At 60.5% G+C, this 25,865-nt stretch carries 15 protein-coding genes and 1 pseudogene; 10 read left to right on the top strand and 6 right to left on the bottom strand.

The window, feature by feature from the left end; genetic code table 11:
- Window positions 1-272: 272 nt before the first annotated feature.
- From EnteroDNA1_RS14360 to EnteroDNA1_RS14335, 6 genes are read left to right on the top strand one after another with little or no spacing between them, the layout of a single operon-like run.
- Window positions 273-875, top strand: a complete 603-nt coding sequence (locus EnteroDNA1_RS14360; RefSeq protein WP_069303460.1) for a helix-turn-helix transcriptional regulator — start codon at window positions 273-275, stop codon at window positions 873-875.
- Between the two features lie 53 nt (window positions 876-928).
- Window positions 929-1,513, top strand: a complete 585-nt coding sequence (locus EnteroDNA1_RS14355) for a fimbrial protein (protein ID WP_032661969.1) — start codon at window positions 929-931, stop codon at window positions 1,511-1,513.
- A 53-nt stretch (window positions 1,514-1,566) separates the two neighbouring features.
- The gene (locus EnteroDNA1_RS14350) at window positions 1,567-2,244 is read left to right on the top strand and encodes a fimbrial biogenesis chaperone (protein ID WP_047646725.1); all 678 of its coding nucleotides are present in this window, start codon (window positions 1,567-1,569) and stop codon (window positions 2,242-2,244) included.
- Between the two features lie 23 nt (window positions 2,245-2,267).
- The gene (locus tag EnteroDNA1_RS14345) at window positions 2,268-4,793 is read left to right on the top strand and encodes a fimbria/pilus outer membrane usher protein (RefSeq protein ID WP_069303459.1); all 2,526 of its coding nucleotides are present in this window, start codon (window positions 2,268-2,270) and stop codon (window positions 4,791-4,793) included.
- Window positions 4,784-5,302 (top strand): fimbrial protein, encoded by a 519-nt coding sequence (locus EnteroDNA1_RS14340; protein ID WP_069303458.1) that lies wholly within the window; start codon window positions 4,784-4,786, stop codon window positions 5,300-5,302. The genes EnteroDNA1_RS14345 and EnteroDNA1_RS14340 overlap by 10 nt, the downstream gene beginning before the upstream one ends.
- The gene (locus EnteroDNA1_RS14335) at window positions 5,302-6,312 is read left to right on the top strand and encodes a fimbrial protein (RefSeq protein ID WP_069303928.1); all 1,011 of its coding nucleotides are present in this window, start codon (window positions 5,302-5,304) and stop codon (window positions 6,310-6,312) included. The genes EnteroDNA1_RS14340 and EnteroDNA1_RS14335 overlap by 1 nt, the downstream gene beginning before the upstream one ends.
- A 3-nt stretch (window positions 6,313-6,315) precedes the next feature.
- Here EnteroDNA1_RS14335 and EnteroDNA1_RS14330 read toward each other — a convergent pair whose 3' ends face one another.
- The gene (locus tag EnteroDNA1_RS14330; RefSeq protein WP_029740779.1) at window positions 6,316-6,840 is read right to left on the bottom strand and encodes a lipocalin family protein; all 525 of its coding nucleotides are present in this window, start codon (window positions 6,838-6,840) and stop codon (window positions 6,316-6,318) included.
- A gap of 117 nt (window positions 6,841-6,957) precedes the next feature.
- Between EnteroDNA1_RS14330 and EnteroDNA1_RS14325 the strand changes: the two genes are divergently transcribed.
- From EnteroDNA1_RS14325 to EnteroDNA1_RS14310, 4 genes are all read left to right on the top strand, one after another.
- Window positions 6,958-7,683 (top strand): MerR family transcriptional regulator, encoded by a 726-nt coding sequence (locus EnteroDNA1_RS14325; RefSeq protein WP_048975187.1) that lies wholly within the window; start codon window positions 6,958-6,960, stop codon window positions 7,681-7,683.
- A gap of 99 nt (window positions 7,684-7,782) precedes the next feature.
- On the top strand, window positions 7,783-8,193 hold the full coding sequence (gene uraH / locus EnteroDNA1_RS14320; protein ID WP_033147068.1) for a hydroxyisourate hydrolase: 411 nt from the start codon (window positions 7,783-7,785) through the stop codon (window positions 8,191-8,193).
- A 102-nt stretch (window positions 8,194-8,295) separates the two neighbouring features.
- Complete coding sequence (locus tag EnteroDNA1_RS14315; protein WP_069303457.1) at window positions 8,296-9,255, top strand: YbgA family protein; 960 nt, start codon at window positions 8,296-8,298, stop codon at window positions 9,253-9,255.
- A gap of 146 nt (window positions 9,256-9,401) precedes the next feature.
- Entirely contained in the window at window positions 9,402-10,490 is a 1,089-nt protein-coding gene (locus EnteroDNA1_RS14310; RefSeq protein ID WP_069303456.1) for an AAA family ATPase, read from the top strand.
- 124 nt (window positions 10,491-10,614) lie between these two features.
- On the opposite strand, the gene EnteroDNA1_RS14305 is transcribed toward EnteroDNA1_RS14310, so the two are convergent.
- The 5 genes and pseudogenes from EnteroDNA1_RS14305 to EnteroDNA1_RS14290 form a co-directional block, all read right to left on the bottom strand.
- A complete protein-coding gene (locus tag EnteroDNA1_RS14305; protein WP_048980216.1) occupies window positions 10,615-10,875 on the bottom strand; it encodes a hypothetical protein in 261 nt (86 codons plus the stop codon).
- Complete coding sequence (locus tag EnteroDNA1_RS14300) at window positions 10,865-21,130, bottom strand: hemagglutinin repeat-containing protein (RefSeq protein ID WP_442856682.1); 10,266 nt, start codon at window positions 21,128-21,130, stop codon at window positions 10,865-10,867. The genes EnteroDNA1_RS14305 and EnteroDNA1_RS14300 overlap by 11 nt, the downstream gene beginning before the upstream one ends.
- 1,056 nt (window positions 21,131-22,186) lie before the next feature.
- Window positions 22,187-22,930 (bottom strand): annotated as a pseudogene (locus EnteroDNA1_RS22710) (filamentous hemagglutinin N-terminal domain-containing protein); the annotation flags it as partial.
- 80 nt (window positions 22,931-23,010) lie between these two features.
- Complete coding sequence (locus EnteroDNA1_RS14295; protein WP_069303455.1) at window positions 23,011-24,708, bottom strand: ShlB/FhaC/HecB family hemolysin secretion/activation protein; 1,698 nt, start codon at window positions 24,706-24,708, stop codon at window positions 23,011-23,013.
- 183 nt (window positions 24,709-24,891) lie between these two features.
- On the bottom strand, window positions 24,892-25,845 hold the full coding sequence (locus EnteroDNA1_RS14290; protein ID WP_048981419.1) for a GlxA family transcriptional regulator: 954 nt from the start codon (window positions 25,843-25,845) through the stop codon (window positions 24,892-24,894).
- Between the last annotated feature and the right edge of the window lie 20 nt (window positions 25,846-25,865).

The following is a 25,865-nucleotide window of genomic DNA, read 5'->3' as shown; positions in this document are numbered from 1 at the left end:
ATTTCCTTACAAAACATTTATTAAAGCCAACTTTTCAATAAAAACTACCGGTATGATTATTTACAGGCAAATAAGCAAAAGCCGGTTCAGCGAGGAGAAATTGACGCTACACCTAAACCGTACTTAAAACAAATTAAGATTAATTCAGGTTACCTCTTTTACGCCCTGAGTATAGTGGGCTCACACCGTGCAATGCTTAATTGCTTCGAAAATACAGGCATCGTTCTGCCAGACAGACGAGTCTCATTACAATTATAAATCGAGGGAATGACATGGCGAATAAGCTCAACAACACACGTCATTTAAATATCGCGCTATTGGGTGGAGATCACTTTGCGCGCCAGGGGATCGCCGCGTTATTAAAAAATATTGTCCCGGCTATGCAGATTACAACATCGATCGATAATTACGCGGAGATCGAAACGATACTCGCGACCGCACCGGTAGACGTGATTTTTTTATCCGGCATGGAGAAATATCACGCGGGATATGACTGCCTGAAATATATCAGGAAGATGAAAGTTCTTTATCCCGACGTACTTATTTGCATGTATTCCGCACCGGCAAATTCCTGGCTGTGGATACGCGGTGAAATAGACGCCTATCTCTCGCTGCAGGACCCGCTTTATCACTGGCGAGCCAGCGTATTAAAAATGGTCGATAGCCGTTATCGCCCACTAAAAAAACCCACGGCGTTATCGCTGACGCCGGGTGAATGGAGGGTATTGAAGGAACTGCGAAAGGGTCTGGATATGCGTTACATCGCCGAAACAGAGCAGCTTTCTTACCGTCGTGTCAGCGCGTTAAAAAGCTCAGCGATAAGAAAACTCGGGCTCAGGAACAAGACAGATTTGCTGGTCTTTTTAACCAGTTAGACCTGCTGCTTTCAGAGCAAATCTCGACATAACACCATAATGGAATCAGGACAATGAAAGCTCAATTCAATAATAAAACGCTGCTCGCTATCGCTATTGCGGCATTACTGCCAGCGGGCACGGCCCTGGCTGCCGGCACCAGCGGCGGCACGGTGAACTTTAGCGGCAAAGTGGTGACCTCCGCCTGCGCCATCAGCGCAGGAAGCGCCAACATTGACGTGGATATGGGTGAAGTGCGTACCGCAACGCTGAAGACGGCAGGCAGCGTTGCCAGCACGGCAAAAGCGTTTGCCATCACCCTGGAAGATTGCGAAATCGCCGATACCTCAGCCTCTACGGATGAGAACCCGATTGCCGCCACAACCGTGGCCGTCACCTTCACCGGCACGCCGGACACTTCCGATGTTAATAGCTTGTCCGTCGGGGCAAACGGCAGCGCCAACTCTGCGCAAAACGTGGCTATTCGCCTTTATGACGAGCAGGGCAACGTGGTGAACCTGGGTGAACCTGCTGCGGCCATCCCTCTGCGTAAGGGTGCCAACACCCTGAACTTCAGCGCGAAATATTACTCGCCGAAGGGCGGCGCCACCGCGGGTGATGCCAGCGCCGTCGCGACCTACACCGTGACCTATTCGTAATCCTCAGGCCCGGTCTGCGAGCCGGGCCTGTCTTAGCTTTCAGGAGAAACACTATGCGCGTAAACACATGGATTTGCCTGGCAGGTGCGTTATGTTCCTCCGCCGTCTATGCCGGCGGCGTGGGGCTGGGCGCAACGCGAATGGTCTACTCCAGCGCCACCAGCCAGGCCATGATGCAGGTGAGAAACACCCATCCCGACGCTACGTTCCTCATCCAGTCGTGGATGGAGAATGAGAAAGGCGAACGCACCAACGACTTCGCGATCACGCCGCCGCTGTACGTCATGAAACCGGCCAGCGAAAGCGCGGTGAAAATCATGTTTAACGGCAAAGCCCTGCCAGCAGATCGGGAGACGCTCTACTGGATGACGGTCAAAGCCATCCCCCAGCAGGCGAAAAGCGGCGCCGGGAATACGCTGCAGTTTGCGTCGGCTAACCGCATCAAGGTCTTTTATCGCCCGGAAGGACTCAGCGAGAGCCCGGGAGAGGCGTGGAAAAAACTGGCCGGTGCCTATCGCGCCGGAAAAGTCACGCTCAGCAACCCCACGCCGTACTACCTCACCACCATCAACGTGAAAATTGACGGTATGCCGGTGCAGCCGGTGATGGTGCCCCCGAAAGGCAGCGTGACGCTGGCCGAAACCTTCAGCCATGCGGGCAGCATGAGCTATCAGACCATTAACGATTACGGGGCATGGACCCCCGCCACGCGCGCGTCGTTATCCCAATAATAAAAACAGTAAGGCGTGACCACGTGAAAATAAAAATCCTGTGCGCCACGGTGATCTCCCTGGTGATTCGGCAAGCCGTGGCTGCTGAAAGCGAGCTGCAATTTAACCCTGCGTTCCTCAACGGCGAGAGCGCAAACAGCGCAGATCTCGCCTGGGTCAACGCCGGGAGCGCGTTGCCGCCGGGTGATTACAACTTCAACGTGTATATCAATACGAATTATGCGTTCACGGGTAACGTCACGTTCCGCCTTGCTGAAGACAGCACGGGTGAAGCGCTGCCCTGCCTCACGCCTGAACAATTCGCCGCGCTGGGCATCGATAGCCATCAGGCGAAGGGTGGCGACCTGCCGCTGGCGCAGCGCTGCATCTTCCTAACGAAGGCGTTTGCGGATACGCAGTTTGATCTGGACCAGAAGACGCTCACCCTGAGCTTCACCGTACCGCAAAGTGCGATGCGCAATTTGCCGCGCGGGTACGTCAGCCCGGAAAGCTGGGAGGCGGGCATTCCTGCCGCGTGGCTGAATTACGTGGTCAATGGCTCGAACAATGAGTATCGCGGCGAGACGCGCACGCGGGAACAGCAGCTGTTTGCGAGCCTCAACAGCGGCGTCAACCTGGGCGCGTGGCGGCTGCGTGATTTCACCACGTGGACCAAAGACAGCAATGAGCTCACCCACGTGCAGACCTGGCTGCAGCGCGATATTCACGCCCTGCGCGCGCAGGTGTATGCCGGGGAAACGTACACCTCGGCGCAGGTGTTCGACTCCGTGGGCCTGCGCGGTATCGCCCTGAAAACCGATGACAACATGCTGCCCGCCAGCCTCAGCGGCTATGCGCCTGAAGTTCGCGGCATCGCGCGCAGCAACGCCACGGTCACGGTTCGCCAGAACGGCAACATCATCTATCAAACCTCCGTCCCGCCGGGGGCGTTTGTGCTGAAAGATCTCTACCCGACCTCCTCGGGAGGCGATCTGGCGGTCACCATTCAGGAGAACGACGGCAGCAAAACGCAATACACGCTTCCCTTTGCCAGCGTGCCGAACCTGGTGCGTAACGGACAGGTGAAATATGCCCTCGGCGCCGGGAAATACCGTCCGACGGGCAATCAGGACGCGCCCGCTTTCGCGCAGGGCGAGCTGTTCTACGGCTGGCGATACGGCCTGACGTTTTACGGCGGGGCGCAGTTTGCCGATCGCTATAACGGCCTGGCCCTCGGGTTTGGGCAAAACCTCGGCCGCTTTGGCGCCTACTCCATCGATCTGACCCACGCCCGCAGCCAGCTGGCGGACGATCGGCGCTATACCGGTGATTCGGTGCGCCTGCGCTACAGCAAGCTGCTGAACGACATTGGCACGCGGGTTAACTTCTTCTCGCTGCGCTACTCCACGAAAGGGTTTTATACCCTCAGCGACACCACGTACAAAGGCATGTCGGGCGGATCGCCAAAGCAGACGGTGGAAGACGATGGCACCGTCACCACCCAATACGACACCGTGTACAACCTGCGCATGTCGCGCAAGGCAAAAAACCAGCTGCTGCTGTCGCAGCCGATGGGACAATACGGCTCGCTGTCACTGTCGTGGGATCAGCAGACCTACTGGAACACGTCAAATACCACGCAAAGCCTGCAGTTTGCGTGGAACGCCACGTTTCGCAACGTGTCGCTTGGCGTCAGCGTCCAGCGAAGCTCGAGCCTGTATGACGACAAGAAAGATAACATCCTGTCGATGTCGATTTCGGTCCCGCTGGGCAACCCGACGCTGTCGACCCGCGCGCGCTTTACCACGACCCATGCGGACTCCACCGGCACCACCACCAGCACGGGCGTGAGCGGCTACCTGCCGGGTGAGGAGAATCTGTTCTATAGCGTCAACCAGCGCTACAGCTCCCGACAGCACTACGGCGGCGATGCCACCCTGCAATACGAAGGCGCGTGGGGAGACTACAACCTGGGCTACAGCTACGCCAGCGACTCCCGCAACCTCAGCTACGGCATCAGCGGCGGCGCGGTAGTGCATGAAGATGGCCTGACGCTGAGCCAGCCGCTCGGAAATACCAACATTCTGGTAAAAGCCCCGGGGGCCAGCAACGTCGCCGTGCTTAACCATAAGGGCATCAAAACGGACGGCCGTGGCTACGCGGTGATCCCGTACGCCACGCCGTACCGCGTTAACCAGGTCGCGCTGGACGTGACGACCGCCGGCAACGACGTGGAGCTGGAAAACGCCATCGCCAACAAAACGCCTACCGATGGCGCCCTGGTTCGCGCCACCTTCACCACGCACCAGGGGGCAAAAGCGATGTTTATCGTGCGTCACGGCAACGACGTGCTCCCCTTCGGCACGCTGGTCTCGCTCGATGATGACAAAACCAGCGGCATCGTTGGCGATGGCGGCAGCCTGTATCTCTCCGGTTTGTCAGAGAAGGGCACGCTGAACGCCGTGTGGGGCCGCGGCAGCCGCCAGCGCTGCGCCATTACCTACGCCTTAAACAAGCAGAACTATAACGTCCGCACCGGTCTTTATTCTCAGGAGGTGGTATGTCAGTAACGCTTCGGATCGGCTGCCTTGCGCTGCTGTTGGTTTTCACGCTCCCCGTTCGCGGGTATGACGTGCTGGTTTCCGTCACCGGCAATTTGATCGGCAACACCTGCGTGGTGGCGCAGGACTCCGGGGAGCAGAACGTGCCGCTGGGCACCATTGGTATTAAACAGTTCAGCCGTGCCGGGGCCGGCAGCAATATCAAAACGCCCTTCACGCTCAGGCTTGAAGCGTGCGGGCCAACCTTTGCTGGCGTAAAAATCCGCTTCAGCGGTACGCCGGATGATGCCAACCCGCAGCTGCTGAAAATTGCCGACGGTGGCGCTACCGGCGTGGCGGTACAGATCCTCGATAAAGAGAGCGTACTCATTCCCCTGAATACAAAGACCACCGCATACGGAACGGCGGGGGATGACAGCGTACAGATGACCTTCTACGCGCAGCTGGTTGCCACCGCTACGCCGGTGAGCGCCGGTGATGTGTCAGCCCTCGCCACCTGGACAACGGAGTATCTATGATGCGTTTAGCGTTTCTTCTCAGCGGATTACTTTTCTGCGCCAGCGTGCAGGCTCTGGACTGGAAATCGGACATTACGCTCTCGCCTCAGCCGATGACCTACAGCGGGCCAGCGGATTCCGTGGTGCCGGGCAGCATTATCGGCTCGACCTGGAGCGCCACCGCCAGCGTGCAGCAGGTGTTCTGGTGCGGGCTTATTTTTACCTGCAACAAAGGCACGCTGCAGCCCAGCAGCAGCGCCATCTCAAGCGGTGCGACGGTCACCGTCGACGGCGCGAATTACACCATTTTTGAGACCGGCGTACCGGGCGTGGGGTATATCATCGGGCTGAAGGATTTTAAAAGTACACAATATATTCCGCTGCAAACCGGTATCACGCAAAGCTACCCGGCAGAGGGCACCAGTGGGTTTGCCCAGGATCTGGGATGGTCTGCAAAGGTCACCTTTATTAAAACCGGTGCCGCCCTGAAATCCGGCGTCTATAACATCCCGACCATCAACGCCGCGGTGCTCACCGCCTATAACAACGAAACGAAAACGGCGCAGGTGATTATCAGCCCGACCACCATCACGGTGACCGCCAGCGGGTGTACGATCGGCAGCAAAAACGCCAGCGTGGCGCTGGGCACCATTGATATTCGCACCCTGCCCACGGTGGGAAGCACGTCGCCATCGGGGACGTTTACCGTCGGCCTGACCTGCGACGCGAACGTGGCGGTTCACGCGGTGATGACCGATCAGACCACGCCGTCGAACACCTCGTCGGTGGTGACCCTGACCGGAGACTCCACGGCGTCCGGCGTTGGGGTGCAGTTTTTCTACAACGGCAGCGGGCCGCTGACGATGGGGCCGGACAGCTCGGCCGCGGGTGCGACCGGCCAGTTCTTCATCCAGAGCACCACGGCGGCGCAGACGCTCACGTTACCGTTCCAGGCGCAGTACATCCGAACCGGCGAACTGGTCCCCGGCTCGGCCAACGCGCTGGCCAGCATTACGTTTTCCTACCAGTAGGGGCTACTGCTTCACCCACACCAGCTGATCGGTTCGGAAGCCCAGACTGCGCGCGGTGTTCAGGTAATCCTGCTTCACCGCATCCGGAATGGTTGGCGTGCGTGACAGGATCCACAGGTAGTCGCGGTTCGGGCCGCTGACCAGGGCGTACTGGTACTTATCGTCCAGCCTGATCACGTTATAGCCGCCGTAGAACGGGCCGAAGAAGGACACCTTCAGCGCGGCGGTGGTTGGCTCGCCGGTAAAGTACGCTTTGCCTTCGCTCTCGTTCCACTTGTTCTTCACCGGATCGTAGCCCCGGTTGAGCACGCTGATGCCGCCGTCGCTGCGCTTGCCGTAGGTGGCGGTTACCTGCTCCAGCCCGCGTTCAAAGCGGTTTTCCAGACGGGCGACCTCGTACCATTTGCCAAGATAGCGGCTGGCGTCAAAACCGGAAATCGGCTGCACGCCCTTCGGCGGCGTGGGGGATTTACAGGCGACCAGCGTCAGCGCAATGGCAACACCGGTCACTACAGGCCATAGCTTCATGAGAATTCCTTTCATTTGCACGGTTGGACGTTAAGTGTAGTGCACCGTTTCGGCGCTTCATCCCGTTCGGGAAAATTCGTAGTATATTGAGAGTATTCCTCCACTCTGGACACGGACATGGCTTACTCCATCGGCGAATTCGCCAGACTCAGCGGCATCACCGCCACCACCCTGCGGGCGTGGCAGCGTCGCTATGGTTTACTCAAGCCACAGCGCACGGAAGGCGGCCACCGCCAGTACAGCGACGATGACGTCCAGCAGGCGCTAAAAATCCTCGACTGGGTCAAAAAAGGCGTCCCGATCGGCCAGGTCAAACCGCTGCTGGAACGCCCGATGCCGGGTCGGACCAACAACTGGCAAACCCTGCAGCAGAACATGCTGCAACGTCTGCAGGACGGCAAGGTCGAGTCCCTGCGCCAGATGATTTACGACGCCGGACGCGAATACCCAAGGCCGGAGCTGGTCGCGAACGTGCTGCGCCCGCTGCGCAGCCAGGTCTCGGCCAACGTCGCCGCCGCCATGACCCTGCGCGCGATCCTCGACGGCATCATCATCGCCTACACCTCGTTTTGCCTCGAAGGCGATAAAAAAGCGCCGGGCGATAATATTTTGCTCAGCGGCTGGCACCTGAACGACCCGTGCGAGATCTGGCTCGAAGCCTTAACGCGCACCGGGCAGGGCCACCGAATCGACATCCTGCCGGTTCCGCCTGACGCGCTGGCACCGGAAATTTTCCCGGAGCGCAAATGGCTTCTGGTCACCAGCGGCAAACTCACCGCCGGGCGGAAAAAACAGGTGGAGCAGTGGCAGCAGCAGGTATCGCTTGAAGTGATTATCCTCTGATAATTTTCTCCTGCGGGAATCTTCACGAAAAGTTGAATATTTTCCCGCGCCGCAGATGCTAACGTTTTCCTGTGACGAATAACTCAACAGGAAAACACCATGAAAAAAACTGCCCCTCTGCTGATCCTGGCCTCGATGGCCTTTGCCCCTGCTGCCTTTAGCGCCCCTGCCGGCACGCTGAGCGTCCACATTCTCGACCAGCAAACCGGGATGCCGCCATCAGACGTGACCGTTACGCTGGAGAAACAGCAGCAGGACAAATGGACCCCGATTGCTAGCGGTAAAACCGACCACGACGGCCGCATCAAATCGCTCTATCCGCAGGATCAGGACATGCAGCCTGGCGTGTATAAAGTGACCTTCAAAACCGCAGAGTACTTCCACGGCAAAAAGCTGGACTCCTTCTTCCCGGAGATCCCGGTGCTGTTTACCGTGACCCGCACCAACGAGAAGCTGCACATCCCGCTTCTGCTGAGCCAGTACGGTTACTCGACCTACAAGGGCAGTTAAGACGCATTGATTTTAAAGGAATAAAAAAAATAGTTCCGCTAATACTTGGACAAATTAGTCATGTTGTGTAAGTTTTAATTATATGAACGGGAGGACTACACCATGACAACGAAACCTGTACTCGGTATTAGCGGATGTTTGACCGGATCCGCCGTTCGCTTTGACGGCGGACACAAGCGTATGGGCTTCGTCATGGATGAGCTGGCCCAGTGGGTGAATTTCAGGCCCGTCTGCCCTGAAATGGCCATCGGCCTGCCGACGCCTCGCCCGGCCATACGCCTGACGCTGACGGACAGCGGCGAAACGCAGCTCCGTTTCAGCAAGCCGCCTCATGATGACCTCACGCAGAAAATGGCCGACTTTACGGCAGACTATCTGCCAAAAATCGGCGATCTGTCGGGATTTATCGTCTGTGCAAAATCCCCAAGCTGCGGCCTGGAACGCGTGCGGCTGTACGATGAAAACGGCAACCGGGGCCGCAAGGAGGGCGTCGGGCTGTTCACCGCCGCCCTTCTTGAAACCTACCCGTGGCTGCCCGTCGAGGAAGACGGTCGGCTGCACGACCCGGTGCTGCGAGAAAACTTTATCGAGCGGGTATTTGCCCTGCACGAGCTAAACATGCTGCGCGCTAAAGGTCTGACGCGCCGTGGGCTGCTGGATTTTCACAGCCGCTATAAGCTTCAGCTACTGGCGCACCATCAGGCAGGCTACCGCGAAATAGGCCCGTTCGTTGCCTCGCTGCACGAGTGGGAAGACCTGGACGCCTTCTTCGTGGCGTACCGGGAAAAACTGATGACCATCCTGAAAAAACCCGCCTCGCGGAAGAATCACACCAACGTACTGATGCATATCCAGGGGTATTTCCGTAACCAGCTGAACACCCGCCAGCGCGGCGAGCTGCGCGACGTGATCCTGCACTATCGCAACGGACAGTTGCCTATTCTCGCCCCGATCACGCTGCTGAAGCACTACCTGGCCGAATACCCCGACCGGTATCTGATGACGCAAAACTACTTTGATCCCTATCCTGATGATTTGGGTCTGCGTCTGGCAGTCAAGTGATCATAAAAATGCGAAGGCCCCATTGACCCGTAGAGGCCCAAAGCAGTACCCCGTTTAGACGACATCCTCACTGTCGTCTCTTTTTTGCATTTCATCTCAAAGACTGTGATTATATACAGGCTTATTCTGCAAAAAGGGGCCTGCCAGTGATCAACACCCTGCATATTCAAAACTACCGATCCATCCGCGACATGTCGCTGGAGCTGGAGCAGCTCAACATCGTCTTCGGGCCGAACGGCACCGGGAAATCCAATATTTACAAGGCGATACACCTGATGCACAGCGCCGCTCAGGGACAGTTTTCCCAGGCGCTGGCAAACGAGGGCGGCATTCTGAAGGTGTTCTGGGCAGGCAAAACCCGCAGCGACCAGCTGCGGCGGATGAATCTGGCGGTGGAAACAGAGGCCTACGAATACGAGCTGCAGGTCGGGTTTGTGGAGAAGCTGCCCTATCCCTCGCAGTTTCAGCTCGACCCGGTGATCAAAGAGGAGTCCATCTGGCTGAGCGGTCAGCACCGTCGGCCTTCGTCACAGCTGATGAAGCGTAAGAACCAGGCAGTATTTCTGAACAACGTGCATCACGAGAAAGTGACCCACAGCGGCACGCTGTACGAGAACGAATCGGTGTTCGGGCAGCTCGGCGAACCGCATCTTTACCCGGAAGTGTCGCAGATGCGCGAGTCCCTGCGTAACTGGCGATTTTATCATGAGTTTTCTGTATCAATCGGCTCGGCGATGCGCGCCCCGCAGGTCGGCTTCCGCTCCCCGGTGCTGGCCAGCGACGGTGCCAACCTGGCGGCAGCGTTTCAGACTATCGTCGAGATCGGCGACGAGCTGCTGCTGATGCGCATCCTTGACCAGGCCTTCCCCGGCTGCGTGTTTTACAGCGACAACACCGGCGGACGTTTTCGCATGATGATGCAGCGCGAAGGTCTTAGCAGGCCGCTGGAACCGGCGGAGTTCTCCGACGGCACCCTGCGCTTTCTGTGCCTGGCGGTAGCGCTGTTAAGCCCGCGCCCACCGGCGTTTATCGCGTTGAACGAACCGGAAAACAGCCTGCACCCACAGATGCTGCCCGCGCTGGCGAGCTTAATCGCCGAGGCCAGCCGCTACTCGCAGATTTGGCTCACCAGCCACTCGCCGGAGCTGGCGAAGTTGATTGAGAAACAGCGATCGTTTTCGCTGTATCAGCTGTCAATGGTGGAGGGGGAGACGAGGGTGGAGAGGCTAGGGTAGGTCGGTTAGAAAAAATCGCAAGGAAAGTCTCGTTTGTAGCGAAGTTATGCCTGGAAAGAATATTTCCCAGGCATATCAAATGTCCATTCAACCCGGATTGGTCTGTCAATTAGTGGCGATATATTCAGGATGATTTTCTAGCTTTGCGTTCATCTAACTTTGCAAAGAGCCATACTCTGGCACCAGCGGCGACGCCAACTATAGCGCTCACCACAGATAGATAAATTAATGATTTTGATGATAAATCAATCTTTCCAGAACTTATAAACTCGATCAGTACATTGTTTACAATAAAAATAAATGCAAAAAAAAACACACCGTAATAAAGGGTACTAAGCAGAAAAACCAAAAACGTAGCCCGATGAAACGCCTTATTATTTGCCATTAACTTTATCCTTAACTTTATCGCCGATTAACTCCCCTCCCAAACCACCTATCAGATCATTAACTTCCCCTGGGAAAGGTGCTAGTTCACCGAGTTTACCGCCAGCCCATGAACCTAATGCTGAACCAATAAGCGATCCCGTATTTGGGCCATCAGTAAAGAATGCCCCTCCCATAGCTATGCCGATGTTTTGCCAGGTATTCCTTCCCGGAGCAAGCATCCCCCCCACGCCAGCACTAATGCTGCTTTTATAATCCCACGATTTGTTTTCATTGCCTGGCTGACTCAGGTTAAACCACTGGTACCCTCCGTTGGCGATTTCCGCAATCACTCCCCCACCAACAACTTTACCCACCGACGCCGCAGGTCCTAAATACCAGGCGGCTCCGATCATTACCCCATCCTGGTAACCTTCGACAATCACTTTTGTGATGTTAGCCCCCTCAGGTAAGTCGCCTTTCGCCAGTTTATCCAAACCTGCCTGTTTTTCTTCTACAGATAAGCCCTTATTTTCGGCATATTGATTCCATGAACCCACGGCGTTCATGTAGTTATCCAGGCCAGAGGGGAGAGGAATGGAGGTAGCATTATTCTCAGCCGCGTTCTTTCCTCCTTGCGCCCCAGCAGCTGCCGAAGCCGTACTACCTCCCGCCAACCCACCAGCCATCCCCGCCGATACAGATGCCAGCGTAATGACCGTCTGCTTTTGATCTTCGCTCAATGTCGACAGGTCTTTCACATCCGGATAGAGCAGGCTGGCTATAGCATGCGCAGCCAGCTCGCCCGTTGCGGCACCTGCCGCACCCGCCGCTGCGCTATTCCCCTGCAGTACCGCAACTGCGCCACCCAGTATCGCGTGCGCAATCGTGTTGATAGCCGGGTTATCCTCTGTCGATTTCAGCAGATGCGCCAGCTCCGGTGCCGACGCGCCCGCCAGCGCCCCTCCGATATTGCCGCCCGCCAGTCCCTGCAGCGCTGCCGTGGCCGCCTGGATGCCGCGCTGCATATCGCTGCCGGTACCATATTTTTCCTGCGTCTCTTTATATTCCGGCGTAGCACGCAGTTTCGCCAGATAATCCTGGCGATCTTTTTCTGTCGCGTTAGCCGGAATATCACCATATTTATCCTTTGCCGCCTTCAGCCCGTTAAGATCACCCTGCGTCCTGGCAATATCCGCCACCTGGCTGCCAATGTCGCTGATCATCCCAACCGCGTTCAGGCGGTTCTGCTCTTTCTCCTTGTCGAAGATCGGGCTGATGCTGTCGTTAGCATGTTCGGTGTCGCGACTCAGATCGGCCACGTCCTGCTTCTGGTTTGCCTTGTCGCGGATGGTGAGGGAGCCCTCTGCCACGGCGGCCTGCGTGGTGCCTTCCTTATGGCCTTTATTACCCGCAGCGGAGATCATGCCGCCCGGCAGGTTGCCCTGGAATTTATCCCCGAAGCTGCCGCCGCCGCTCAGGCTGATACCGGAGTGCGAGGTTTTAAAGTCCGCTTCGTTGTGGATATCGCTGAAGCCCAGCGTTCCGGTATCGAGGCTGTTTTTGTCCGGCGTGGCGGTGGACGCGATAACCGCGCCATCAAGCTGGGTGTGATGCCCCACGGTGATGTCGAAGCCCCCGTCCCCGGCATACAGCCCGGTCTGTTCGGCCACCGAATCAAAGCGGCTCTTCATCTTGTCCTGGCTGGCGTTGATATAGCCTGAACCGGACATGGTGCCGAAGGTGAAGCTGCCCCCGGCCGCAACGCTGGTCTGCTTGCTGTCGTAGTCGCTGTTGTTCTGCTGGCTGCGCATCAGCAGGTCGTGACCAATGTCTGCCACGATTTTATTGCCGTTAACCTGGGCGCCATCAAGCACGGTGTCGTGCCCGCTTTTTAGGGTGACGTTTTTGCCGCTGTCGATTGTGGTTTCGGTCCAGTCGGTACCGTTACCTTTATCCTTGCCGTGCGCGGCGTTAACGTTGGCAAACACGCTGATACCCGCGCCGTTGCCTCCGGCACCGATGCTTACCCCAATACCGCCACCGCTGCTGCTGTTCTTGCCGCTGGTCTTTTGGGTATTCGCCGCGCCGGACAGCAGAATATCGTTCTGTGCATCCAGCGTGGTATCACCCCCGGCTTTCAGCTGGCTGCCCGCAATCACGATGTCGCCGCTGTTCGCGCCTTTGTTTTTGCCGTTCGCGGTGATGGAGAGATTATTGCCTGCGTTCAGCGTGCTGCCTGCCACCGCATCACTCTCAGCATGCTGCTGTGATTTCGACTTCTGGGTCGTCAGCGAGAGGCTCACACCCATTGCGTTCGGGTCGCCGGTGGTTGCCGCCATATCCGCTGCCTGCCCGGCCTGCACGCCGGACAGCACCGTTTTGGTGGCCTGAAGGGCTTTCAGACGGCCATCACTTTGCTCTTTGGTCTCCTGCGCCGCGCTCACGGCATTGTTAATAGCGCTACCGACGGTGCCGGAGAGCGCCACGGTGAGCCCGCTTTTCTTCTGCTCGAAGGTTTCATCCCGGGTGCGCCTGTCGTGCCCCGGCTCGATGATGACGCTGTCGCCGCTGAGGCTTAAATCCTTCCCGGCGATAAGATCCGCCCCGCCGATGTGGGTCTGGTTTCCGGCAGAAATCGCGACGTTACCGCCCGTCGAGCCCACCGTACTGAAGCTCTGGCTCTGGGTGGTACCCTTCTCACGAAGATCGTGCGTGCTTTTACTGCTGCCGATGGTGAAGCCAATCCCGCCCGAGCCCATCAGGCCGGATTTTTTCTCTTCCTTAAAGCGCCAGGAGGTGTCGGTGTTGGTGGCCGCCACGATATCAACGTTGTTGCCCGCCTTAAGCTGCACGTCGCCATCGCCCGCCACGGCGGAGCCGAACACCCGCAGGTTGTTGCCCGCCACCACCTGCACGTTGTCGCCGCTAAGTAATGAGCCGGATTCACGCGTCGCGCTGTCCTCCTCGATGGTGTGGGTGGTTTTCTTGCTGAGGAAACCTTTTTTGGTTTTGGTCTGCTCTTTGTAGTGATAATCGCTTTCGGTTGCGGTATTGAGATTGACGTCGCGGCCTGCCGCCACGCCGATATCGCCCTTCGCCGTCACCTGCGCGGCTTCGGTGGTGACATCGCGTCCGGCGAGGATTTGAGTATTCTCCCCGCTGGCGATCTCGGTTCCCTGCTGACGTACCGATTCGTTAATAACGGTTTTCTTGCCTGACCTATAGCTGTCGCCCTGCGTGGTCTCTTCCGCAGCCAGATTCACGTCGCGACCCGCCTGCAGCCCGACGCTTTTCTCCGCCGCCAGCGCGGCGGCCCGGGCGTTGATATCCTGCCCGGCCTTCAGGACCAGGTTATCGCCTGCGGAAATCGTGGTGCGGTCGAGCCCGGTGCTGTGGGATTCGCTTTTTCCTTTCCGGCTGCTTTCGCTTGTTTGCTCCGCGTTCAGGTTCAGGTCGTTGCCCGCGCTCAGCCCCGCGCTGCCGCCCGCCTTCAGGTCGCTGGCGGTCACGTCAAGGTTGTGCCCGGCATTCACCAGCAGGTTGCCGCCCGCACTGACGTTACTTCCCTGATACGTGACGGAGGAACGGCTGGTTTTCTCCCGGCTGGAGCTGAATGCGTCGTTGATCTGATTCGCGTTGACGGCAATATCGCCCCACGCGTTCAGCAGCATATCGCCGCCGGAGGCCAGGTTCGCCCCGGTAACGGTGATGTTTTTACCCGCCTCAAGCGACAGGCCATCCTGCGCGGTAATCGACGCAGCGTTCCCCAGCAGGGTGTCCTTCAGGCCGATGTTGCCGTACTTCCCGCCGGCGTTGATATCAATCTGCTCAACCTGGGTCAGGTTGTTGATGCTGCCGTCCAGGCTCTCCAGCGCGACCGTTTTGCCGCTGATGGTGGAGCTGATGTTATTGATATCGCCGATGGCGCTCAGGTTCAGGTCGCCGCCCGCTTTCATCAGGCCGTTGCTGAGGTTGCTGATGCTGTTCTGGCTGTCGAGCGTCAGGCTGTTTTTCGCCAGCAGCGAGCTGCCGCCGTTGGTGATGCTGCCGCCCTTCAGGGTGACGTTGTTGCCCGCGATCACGCTGCCGTTGTTGACGGTGACGTCCTTCGGCGACAGGTAAAGTTTCGGCACCATCACCGTTTCGCCGTTGACGGTGGCTTTCTCCCACCACAGCAGGCTGTGGTCGAGCGCGGCAATCTGATCGGCGGTCAGCGAGACGCCAAACTGCAGGCCCAGCGACTGCTGCGCCGCCGCGGCGTTGTCCATCAGGTAGCGCATCTGATCCAGATCGGAGCCGATGCCGTTCAGGTAGCGGTTACCGGTCTGGTTGAGTACCACGTTGGAAACATAGCGGGTATCGAACGCCGCATCGCCGAGGAAGCGGTAGTCGTAGTCCGGGTTCAGGTTGAGGCGGCCCAGCATATAGGACGAGCCGAGGAACTGCTTCTCGTCGGTAAACGCCAGCCGCGTCTCCTGCGGCGCCGTGGACGACGGTTTGATCCCGAGCATCGCGTTCAGGTCGGCAAACAGGGCGGGATCAAGCTGTCCGAGACCGTTCAGTTTCGGGTTGATGCCGATCAGGTACGGGCTTTTCGGGTTGTCGGAGAAGACAAAATAGCCGTTGTTGCCCGACGGCAGCGGGTAAGCGCTGGTATCGACGCGCTGGCCCTGATAGTGCCCGACGGCGCCGCCCTGCGCGGTTCGGAGATCGGCGGTGGTGACCCCGGCGTTCGCCAGCGTGCCCAGCTGGCCGAGGTTCGCATCGCCTTTCTGCGTGGTGGCAACGTTGCTGAGAGGCGTGCCGGACGCGCCGCCGTTTTCCAGCGCGCCGCCGCCGTTAAGCTGCTGCAGCGCCCCCTGGAGCCGATCGTTCCACTGCGGCGAGGTCACCGCCACGGTTCCGGCAGCGCTCAGCCCCTGTTTTTGCACACCGCTGCCGATGGTCTGGTTGCTGAGTGTGTTCAGCGACGGGGTGGAGATAACGTTACTGACGCCGCCCGCATTGGCGGTGGTACTGGTGTTACTGATGTTGCTGGTGAAGTTCGCGGTGACGTTACCGCCCGCCTGGATGACGGCGCGGTATGTTTCACCATTTTCACTTTCTGTGACATGCCCATCTAATACATAGGTTACGTCATTGTCGTAGTAAGTATTGCGATGGGTTGGAGAGTAGGAGCCAGGAGAACCCCCGCCATATGAGGGGCTTACATATTTATATACAGCATATTCTGTATAAGTTCCGCTCTGATAGCTCTGATTATTCAGCGTGTTTCCTGCAAGCGTAATATTGCTATTCGCCAGGATTGCACTCGCCTGATTGTTCAACTCTGCGGCAGTGATAGTCAGGTTACGCCCGGAAGAAATACGAGCGCTTCCACCCTCAGCATTTACAACCTGCGCTATCTGATTTAGTGCATATTTACGTGTTTCATAGCCTGTAATTGGTTTGTAATAGTAATGGGTATCCTCATACAAGAAACAGGGAACTCCCCCACATGTACCTGAACCGTCATGGGTATAAGTGCTGTATTTATCCCGAACAAGCGTATCGATTCCGAGAACCGACACAGGTATGTCAACAGTTGCCTGCCCAACCCAACCATACGCTGGCGACGCACTTGTTGTTGTGGTTGACGTTAATCCATCACGCTGATTTAACAGGCTGGCAGTCTTAACCGTAATATCCCCACCCTGCGTCTCAATATTCCCCGACGTGTTCACCACCTGGCTGTTCGCATTCCCCGCCGCATCACGCTGCATCCACAGGTTGTTCCCCGCCATGATGTCGCCGCGCCGGTTGGTGATGCTGTCGGCATAAAGCGCCAGGTTATTCGCCGCGTACAGCAGCGCGGTGTTGACGATGGAACCCGGTGCGCTCAGGGTCAGCGAGCCGCGCGTGCCGGTGAAGCCGTCGACGGTAATGTTGCTCCGGCTGGCGACGGTGATGTCGCCCCCGCCCTGCACCGTGCCCGCGGCGTTCAGCGCCACGCTGCTGCCGGAGAGCGTGCTGGTGCCGCCGCCGGTGGTGATTTGTCCGTTGTTGCTGAGCTGCCCGCCCGCGCTGAGGTTAACCGTCTGCCCCTGCAGCACGCTGCGGTTATCGATGTCGCCGCCGCTGCTGATGGTCAGGGTTCGGCCTGCCGCCACGGCGGTCCGGCTGGTAAACGCGTTCGTCAGCTGCAGCGTTAAGTCCCCCAGGGAGACCAGCTGGCCGGTCAGGTCCAGCCCCCGGCTCTGCAGCCACAGGTTGCCGCCGCTCAGCAGCCTGCCGCCCGCGCTCTGGGTCACCTGGTCCGCGTCGATATTCAGCTGCGCGTTGCCGAGCAGCGTGCCGCTGTTGTTCAGCTGGCCGTAGTTAACCGTCAGCTGTCCCGCCTGGGTGGTGCCCTGGCTGGCGAAATTGGTGCCGGTCAGGGTGGCGCGATCGGCCACCCACGTGCCGCCGTTAGTGGCGTTTGCCGCATTCAGGATCAGGTCGGTGGCCTGCAGCCAGCCGGTGCCGGTGAACTGCGGCGTGCCGAGCGTCAGGCGCGCGCCGGAGAGCAGCCTTCCGTCGTTACGCGCCTGGGAGGAGGCGGTCACGCGCGTCTCGCCGCCGCCCTGAATCAGGCCGTAGTTAAACAGCGCGGGCGTGGTCAGCGTCAGGCCATCGCGGCTGACGATTTCGCCCCCGCTGCTGTTGGTCAGCGTGCCGCTGAGGGCCAGCGTCGCGCCGTTATCGCCCTGCAGACGTCCGCCGTTGGTGAGCGCCCCGGTGGTGATGCCGAGCGTGCTCCCCTGCATTCTGCCGTCGCTGGTGACGGAGGCCGCCGTGACGTTCAGCGCCCCGCCGGAGAGCAGGGTCCCGGTCGACTGCTGGCTGACCGCGCCGGTCTGGCTGAGGGTCAGGCCATTCACCCCGCTGATGGCGCCGCTGTTGCTGAGCGTGCCGCCGGTCAGCGTCAGGTTTTTCGCCGCCCACTGCCCCTGGTTCACCAGCGTCGCGGCCTGCAGCGTGGCGCTGCCCAGCGCGGTGATCTTACTGCCCGTGGTTCCGGTGAGCGTGTCGGCCAGCGTCATCTGCAGCCCGTCGGCGCTCTGCACCGTGCCGCTGTTGGTGAGCGACTGCGCGTTAAGCAGGATGTTCTGCGCCTGCCAGCTGCCGGCGTTGGTCACCGCCCCGGAGGCAATGGTCAGCGCGCCCTGAGTGAGAAGCCTGCCGCCAGCGCCGTTAATCAGCGCCTGCTGCGGCGCGGCCATCGCCATGCGCGCCATCAGCCGCTGCTGCCCCTGAACGGTCAGGCTCTGCAGGCCGGTCAGGGTACCCTGGTTGTTAATGCTGTCCTGGCGCAGCGCGAGGGTGTTCCCCTGCACGGTGCCGCTGTTTTTAAGGGTGCTGCCGCCGAGCGTCACGTCCCCTTCGCTGAGGAGCTGCCCGCGGTTATCCAGCGTCTGTGCGGTGATATCCGCCCGCCCCTGGCTCATCAGCGAGCCGGACGAGGTCAGCGTGCCGCCGGTCGCGGCCGTCAGCGCCCCCTGGCTGAGCAGGGACCCGCCGTGCGTCCAGTCGCCGGTGGCGCGGATGTCCGCGCCGTTCCCCTGCAGCGTGCCCTGCGTAACCAGCTGGCCTGCGTCCAGCGTCAGCATGCCGCCGGAGAGGGTGCGCGAGGCCGCGCCCGTGGTCAGCGCGGTGCCGGTGAGCGCCAGGCCGTTCGTTCCCTGCATCAGCCCGTCGTTGCTCATCTCGCGGGCGGTCAGGGAGAGCGTGCCGCCGGTGATGCGCCCCGGGTTCGCCAGGGTGTCCGCGGTGAAGGTGGTTGCGCCGCCGCTCTGCAGCAGCCCGGTATTGGTTAACGCCCCGCCGAGCGTGCCGCTGAGCCCCGTCAGCCCGTTCACCGTGCCGCTGTTGGTGAGGGTGGTGCCGGTCATGCCCAGCGTGGTGCCCTGCAGCGTACCGGCGTTGGTCAGCTGTCCGCCCTTCAGCGTGAAGCCGCCGCCGGAGAGCCATTTGCCGTTCAGCGCGTTGATAAAGCGGTCAGCGGCGGCGTTAACCGCGCTGCTGCCCTGCATCAGGCCGCTGTTGCGCAGCTCCGTCGCGCCTGCGGTCAGCGTTCTGCCCGCCACCGTGCCGCTGCTGGTCAGCGTCGTCGCGTGAAGCGCGGCATCGCCGGTGGCCACGATGTTCCCGGTATTGCTCAGGGCGTTGCCCAGACCCAAATCCAGGTCCTGCGCCTGAATATCGCCCCGGTTCGTCAGGTCGCTGCCCCGGAGGGTGAGCCCGCCGTTCACCAGCAGCAGACCGGCGTTATCGAGCGTGTCCAGGGACAGATTCAGGCCGCTTCCGCTCACCAGCTGCCCGGTGGCGCCGTTGCTCAGCGCGCGGGTGGTCAGCGCCAGCGTGTCGTTGCCCTGCAGCATGCCGGTGTTGGTCAGCTGCGCGGCGTTCACCGTCAGCGCTTTCCCCGCCAGCCGGCCGTCGTTAAACAGCTGCGCCGCCGTCAGCGTGAACAGGTTCTGGCTGAGCAGGGCGCCCGTGTTGTCCAGCCTGCCGGTCGCGGCAAGCGTCAGGGCGTCCAGCGCCTGAACGCTGCCCTGGTTATTCAGGCCTGCGGCATCCAGCGTGGCGCTGCGCCCCTGCAGGCTGCCCGCATTGCTGAGCGTGTGTCCGCTCAGGGTGAGGGTCTCACCGCCCGTCACCTGCCCCTGAGCCTGGTTCGCGAAGGTGTTGCCGGACCAGGCCAGCGTGCTGCCGCCCTGAAGCAGGCCGCTGTTCTGCAGGTCGCCCCGCAGGGTCAGCACTTTCGCCAGCAGCTGGCCCCGGTTATCGGTATTGCCGGCCTGAACGTCCAGCGCCTGCTGGCTGAGCACCTTACCGCTGTTGGTCAGCGCGCCGGTCACCGCCGCCGTCACGCCCGCTTCCCCCAGCGCGTTACCGGTGTTCATCCACTCGCCGGTGGCCAGGTTCAGGGTGTTGCCCTGCATGAGCCCGGCGTTGTTAAGGGTGGTGTGGTGCAGGCCGAGCGCGCCACCGGAGAGCAGCATGCCCGCCTGCAGGTTGCTGAGCTGTGCCCCCGTCGCCGTCAGCGAGCGGGTTCCCTGCAGCGTGCCGCCGTTGGTCACCGACGCGCTGTTAAACTGCGCGTCGGCACCGGCCATCAGCCCGCTGTTGGTCAGGCTGGCGGCGGTCAGCGTCAGGCCGTCCCGGGCAATCACCCGGCCGCCCGCCTCGTTGCTGACCTGACGGGTCAGGTTCAGCAGCAGCGCGGTGGCGCTGAGCTCGCCGCTGCTGGTAAGGGTGTCGCCGCTGAGCGTCAGCGTTCCGCCGCTGCGCAGCGCGCCGCGGTTAGTAATGTCTGCCACGCCGAGCGTCAGGGCCGCGTCCCCCTCGACGGTGCCCTGGTTCTCCAGGCTGTCCGCCGTGATGTGCAGGTCGCCGGCGGCAATACTGCCCGCGTTAACCAGAGTAGTGCCGTTCAGGGTGAGCCGGTCGTCCGCCAGCAGGCGTCCGCTGCTGGTCAGGCTGAGGTAGTCGCTGCTCAGGCTGACGCCGTTGATTTCACCCTGGTTGGTCAGCGTGTCGCCTTTAATGCGCAGCGTGCCGTCGGTGGTGATAAGCCCGCCGTTGGCCAGCACCGGAACGTTCAGCGTTAAATCCTGCGCGCTGTAGACCGACCCGCCCGCGAGGTTCGCGAGTGACCCGGTCTTCAGGCCGAGCAGGGTGGTCCCCTGCAGCAGCCCGCCGTTCTCCACCGAGGCAGCGTCCAGCGAGAGGATACCGGCAATCAGCGAGCCGCTGCTGGTGATGCGCCCGGGGGCCGTCAGGGTCATGCGGTCCGCTTTTGCGGCGCCGGACTGGAGGATGTTCTGTCCGCTGAGAGTAATGGCGCCGGCGGTGAGCTCCCCGCCGCTGGTCAGGTCGCCGGTCGCGTTAAAACTCAGCGCGTCACCGGTGGATTTCCCGGCGTGCGCAATCGTGCCCGCCGTCACCGACAGGGCGCCTTTCGCCGCCTGGGTGCCGTTCAGCGCGGCGTTCTGCGCCTGCAGGGTGAGCCCCTGCCCGCTCTGCAGGTGCGCGTCCCGGCCGGTGGTCAGGTCGCCGGCGCTGACGGTGACCGCCCCCGCCGCGTCCGTCTGCCCGTTCAGGCTGGCGCTGCGGGTCGCGGTAATCTGTATATTGCCCTGGCTGGTCGTGCGGGACGCCTGACCGCTGGTCAGGGTGCCGGCCTGCGCCGTCAGCGCCGTCGCGCCGGACAGGGTGCCGTTCTGCTCAAGCGCGCCTGCGGTCACGTTCATCGCGCCGTCAGCCAGCAGGCTGCCGTCGTTACGCAGGGTCTGCTGCGCCGTGACGTTCGCATTGCCTTTCGCGCTCAGCGTGCCCCGCTGCGCCAGGGTTCCGGCGCTTAACGTCAGGTTGCCGGCGCTCTGCAGGGTGCCGTTATTGGTCACCGTCTGCCCCTTCAGGGTGACGTCGCTGCCCTGCGCCGTGCCGCCGTTCGTCAGCTCTCCGGCGTTCACGTCCAGACGGCCTTTCGCCGCCAGCAGGCCGCTGCTGGACACCCTGTCGCCGGAGAGCGCAATGTCGCGCCCCGCATTCACCTGCCCCTGGTTACTGACGGTGCTGCCCGTCAGGCGGATATCGGCCGCGGCATCGGCCCGGCTCTGGCCGTCCAGCACCAGCTGCCCGCCGCTCAGCGCCAGGCTCTCCCCTGCCGAGACCGCACTGCCCGTGGATGACAGCGTGCCGCCGCTGCTGAGCGTCGCGCGGGTATCGCTTCCGCTGCGGGTATTCGTCAGGGTGATATCCTTCCCGGCCGCCACGCTGAGCTCGCCCCTGCCGGTGACGCTGCCGCCGCGCTGCGTCAGGCTGCCGCCGGTGGACAGCGTGGTGTCGCCCTGGCCCGTCAGCGTGGCATCCGAAAGTGCCACTCCCTGCCCGCCCGCGACGGTCAGCGCCCCGCCCTGTGCCGACACGCCGCCACCGTTGACGGTAAGGGTGTCCTGACTGTTCAGCGTCGCCGCGCCGCGGGAGATAAGGGAGGTATTGCTGAGCGTCATCGCCTGCCCGCTGCTGACCGCCAGCGCGCCCGCGCTGTTTGTCCCGCCGCCCGTCATCTGCACTTTCCCCGCCGCGGAAAGGCGCATGTCGCCCTGGCTGGCGAGCGTGCTGTTACTGAGCTCCACATCCTGCGAGCTGGCCACGTTCAGCGCGCCCCCGGCCTGATGGCTGCCGCTGAGGGCCACCCCCGCGCCCTTCGCGCTAATCGAGCCGCTGGCGAGGCTGTTCCTGACCGTCAGTTTCCCGCCCGCATCCAGCTGAATGTCGCCCTGGCGCGCGGTGAGGTTGCCGAGGTTCACCCCGACGCCCGCCTCGCTGGAGACCAGGCGGATACGGTTCGCATACATCCCGCCGAGCGCGCCGGTATCCACCGCCACCACGGGCGCGGCGCCCTCGCCGGCAACCGGCCTGACGCTGCCGTCGGCGCCCACGCGGTTCGCCCCTGCGGTCACCGTCAGGTCGTTCGCATGTATCGCGGCGTTCACTTCCGTCGCGCGCGCAATAATCGACAGCGCGTCGCTCTTGCTGGCGTCCAGCCCCTGGCCTTCAACCGTGATGGCCCCTTTCGTTACCTCCAGCGCCAGCAGGTTACCGCTGGCGTCAAACTGCGGCTTGCCGGTGGTCAGGGTGACGTTCGGGGTGTTGATAAATCCGCACCCGTTACAGGTAATGCCGTACGGGTTGGCCACCATGACGTTTGCCGCCTTACCGGCGACTTCCGTGTAGCCCTGCAGCTGCGAGCGGCTGGCGCCCGTGACTTCGTTGATGATGCCTTTCGCTTCCCGCCCGGCCTGCAGGTTGGGGTTGTTCTGGATAAGCCCGCCCAGCTGGGTTTGGGTTAAACGGTCCGTGCCGTTATTGAGGATAAGCCCCTCGTTGCCGACGTTATATTCACCGAACTGGTTATGCGAGATGCCCGCCCCGTTCGGGGTGGCAATGTTGACGACCGGCACCCCGTTCCCGGCCCGGTCGACCGTGGTCTGCCCGGCCGGCGTGAGCGCCGCCGCGACGGCGGGTGCCACCGGCTGCCAGACCATCAGGCCGCAGACAATCCAGCTGATCAGACGCTGCGAGAAACGAACGGGTGGGTGACGGGTATCCATAGTCGTAGAGTCTCTTAAAGCATGAAGGCAATGCGCCAGTTAACGCTCACATGATCCGGGCCGAGCCAGTCGGGGTAGCGCAGGGGCGTGCCGACCGAAATCTGGCTGCTGTACCCGCGTCCTGCGCTGCTCAGCCCCACCGAACCGCCCCACAGCGTGCCGGAGGCAAAGCGGTCCTGACGGTCTTTTTCCAGCCAGCCGCCGTCAACGGCGACCGTTGCGCTTACCGCGCCAATCACCGGGAGGGTGAAGAGGGAATACCCCAGCTCGTTACGCCAGTAGCCGCCGTTGTCCCCGGACAGGTACTGCTCTTTAAAACCGCGCACGGAGCTTTCCCCGCCGAGCGTCAGGCGCTCGGCGCCGTACAGCCGGTCGGGCGACCACTGGCCGTAGGCGCTGGTCAGCCACCACGCGTTACGGGCAACAGGACGCTGGAAGCTGGCGTTCAGGCTCCATTTACGGAATTCCGCCCGCGGCATATCCCCGGATTTATTTTCATCGGTTTCGGCATTGAACCACGGCATGCCGTGGCTCCAGGTCGGGTTGAAGGTCGCCACGCCGCCCAGCATTTTTTGCGTGTGGGTAATTCCCAGGACCAGGCTGGAAAGGTTGCGCGTGCTGCTCTTAAGCGGCGCGTCGTTGAGCCAGTTGCGGCTGGAGCGCTGGACCACGCCCGCCGCAATGCCGGTTTTGACATCCCCGTTGCGGAAAACCACCCAGGACGCGTTAAGGCGGTGGGTTTTCGTATCGCCCGTGGAGAGCCAGTTGAAGCCCTGGTTACTGATGGTGGTCCGGTAGTTACTCCAGGCGTAGCTGTAGTCCAGCAGTCCGTAGCCAGACGGCACGCTGACGCCCGCCTGGAAATTCTGCGCATCGTACGCGCTGGCAAAATCGCTGCTGCGCCCGCCGCTGACAAACCATTTATCCGCCAGCCCCAGCATATTATTGGCGGTGAGCACGCCGTTAAGCTGGTTTTCACCGGTGCTCTTCTGGCCGCTATTATCCAGGCTCACGGATGCACTTAACGGAAATTCCGGCTTGCCCGTGAGATTAACGATGGAATATCCGGCCTGCGTTCCCGGCAGAATTTCAATCTGAACCGGTTCGGCGCGCAAACGGTTAATTTGCTCCATCCCCTGTTCGATATCGCGTAAATTAAGGATGCCGCCTGTCCGTCCCGGAAACGCCATTTTCAGCATGCGCGGCGTTTCACCTTCCAGACGGATCGCTTCCAGCCGTCCTTCCAGCACCACAATATTCAGCTGGCCGCCGGAGAGATCCTGCTCGGTAAGAAAGGCGCGGCTGGTGATATATCCCCGGCTGATATACCAGTCAGAAATACGGGCGAGAAGCTCCGTTATTTTCGCCATATCCAGACACCGGCCCTGCCACGGCGCAACCAGGGCCTGCTGCGTTTTCGGGGAAATGAGGGTCGTGCCGGAAAGGGTAATGGTATCAATGGTGAAGCAGGGCCCGGTGCCGGCTGCAGGCAGAGGCCTGTCAGGCGCCGGGCGAGGAATACTCCGCTCCAGCTCTTCACGCTGTTGCTGGTTCTGTAATAAAAGCTGCTGCTGTTGCTGCTGAATAGTATCGCGATCGGCTGGCGACAAGGGCGCAGCGTTAATGCTTGCTGAAAAAAGCGCACCCGATAAGATAAAAATAATATAATTTGCTAATGAAATTATTCTTCTTTCTATTTTATTGCTATTCATCCATGCCACAAAATTTATTCGCAATTAATATTTTCGAAATATAAGAGCATTCTTAATGCGAGTATATCTAATTTGCGTTAAGGCGAAGCAAATAAAATATTTTTTCAGAAAAATGAGAGGTGGATTAAGAAAAAATAAGAAGTGATTTAACTACCCCTTAAATCTTGAGTTAGCCGTAATACACTAGCTGTGAAGACGGAATGTTTTTCTCCATTCCGCAGGGCTCACCCCAAAACGCGCCTTAAACTGCTGTCGCCAGGTGACGGCGGAATTAAATCCCACCAGTTCGGCCACGCGCTCAATCGGCATATTTCCGGCTTCAAGCAGGAGCTGGCTGCGCCGCAGGCGTTCGGCGGTAAGCCAGTCGGCGACGCTCATCCCCGTGGCTTGAATAAAATGACGGGTCAGGGTGCGGCGGCTCATCGAAACCACCTCCGCCAGTGAGTCCAGGCTATGCGGTTCGGTGATGTGCCGCTGCAGGTAGTCGATCAGGCAGTTAATGCGTCCGTCGCGGGTATCTTTGGGTACCGGCTGGGCGATGAACTGCGCCTGACCGCCCTCGCGGTGGGGCGGAACAATCATCCGACGGGCAATCTGGTTGGCGACCACGCTGCCAAAGCGCTGACGAATGATATACAGGCAGCAGTCCAGCGCCGCCGCGGTTCCGGCGGAGGTGATGATATTGCCGTCATCCACGTAGAGCGCATTGATATCCAGCTGAACGTGCGGGAAGAGCGACTGGAACTGATGTTCGAACTCCCAGTGGGTGGCCGCACGTTTGCCGTCGAGGAGCCCCGCCCAGGCCAGCACAAACGACCCCAGACACAGCCCGACGATTTCCGCGCCGTTGTCTCTCGCCTGCACCAGGCTGTCGAGCAGCGTCTGGGGCGGGCGTTCAAGAACGTGCTGCCAGTAGGGAACGACGACAATATCGGCCTGACCAAGGGCGGTAAAATCCTGCGTGGCGTTGAGGGCAAATCCGTCTTTTGAGGTGAGAAAACCCGGCGTTTCGGCGCAGATCGTCACGTTAAAGCGCTTTTCGCCGGAGACCGAATCGCCAAACAGAATGCAGGGAACGGAGTAGTGGAACGGGCTGAACCCGTCTACCGCGACAATCGCGACGTTGATTAGCGACATCAGATCCTCCTTTCCCCTTA

Source organism: Enterobacter sp. HK169 (assembly GCF_001719105.1).
Taxonomy (GTDB): Bacteria; Pseudomonadota; Gammaproteobacteria; order Enterobacterales; family Enterobacteriaceae; genus Enterobacter; species Enterobacter asburiae_B.
This window is presented reverse-complemented; position numbering and strand designations above follow the sequence as displayed.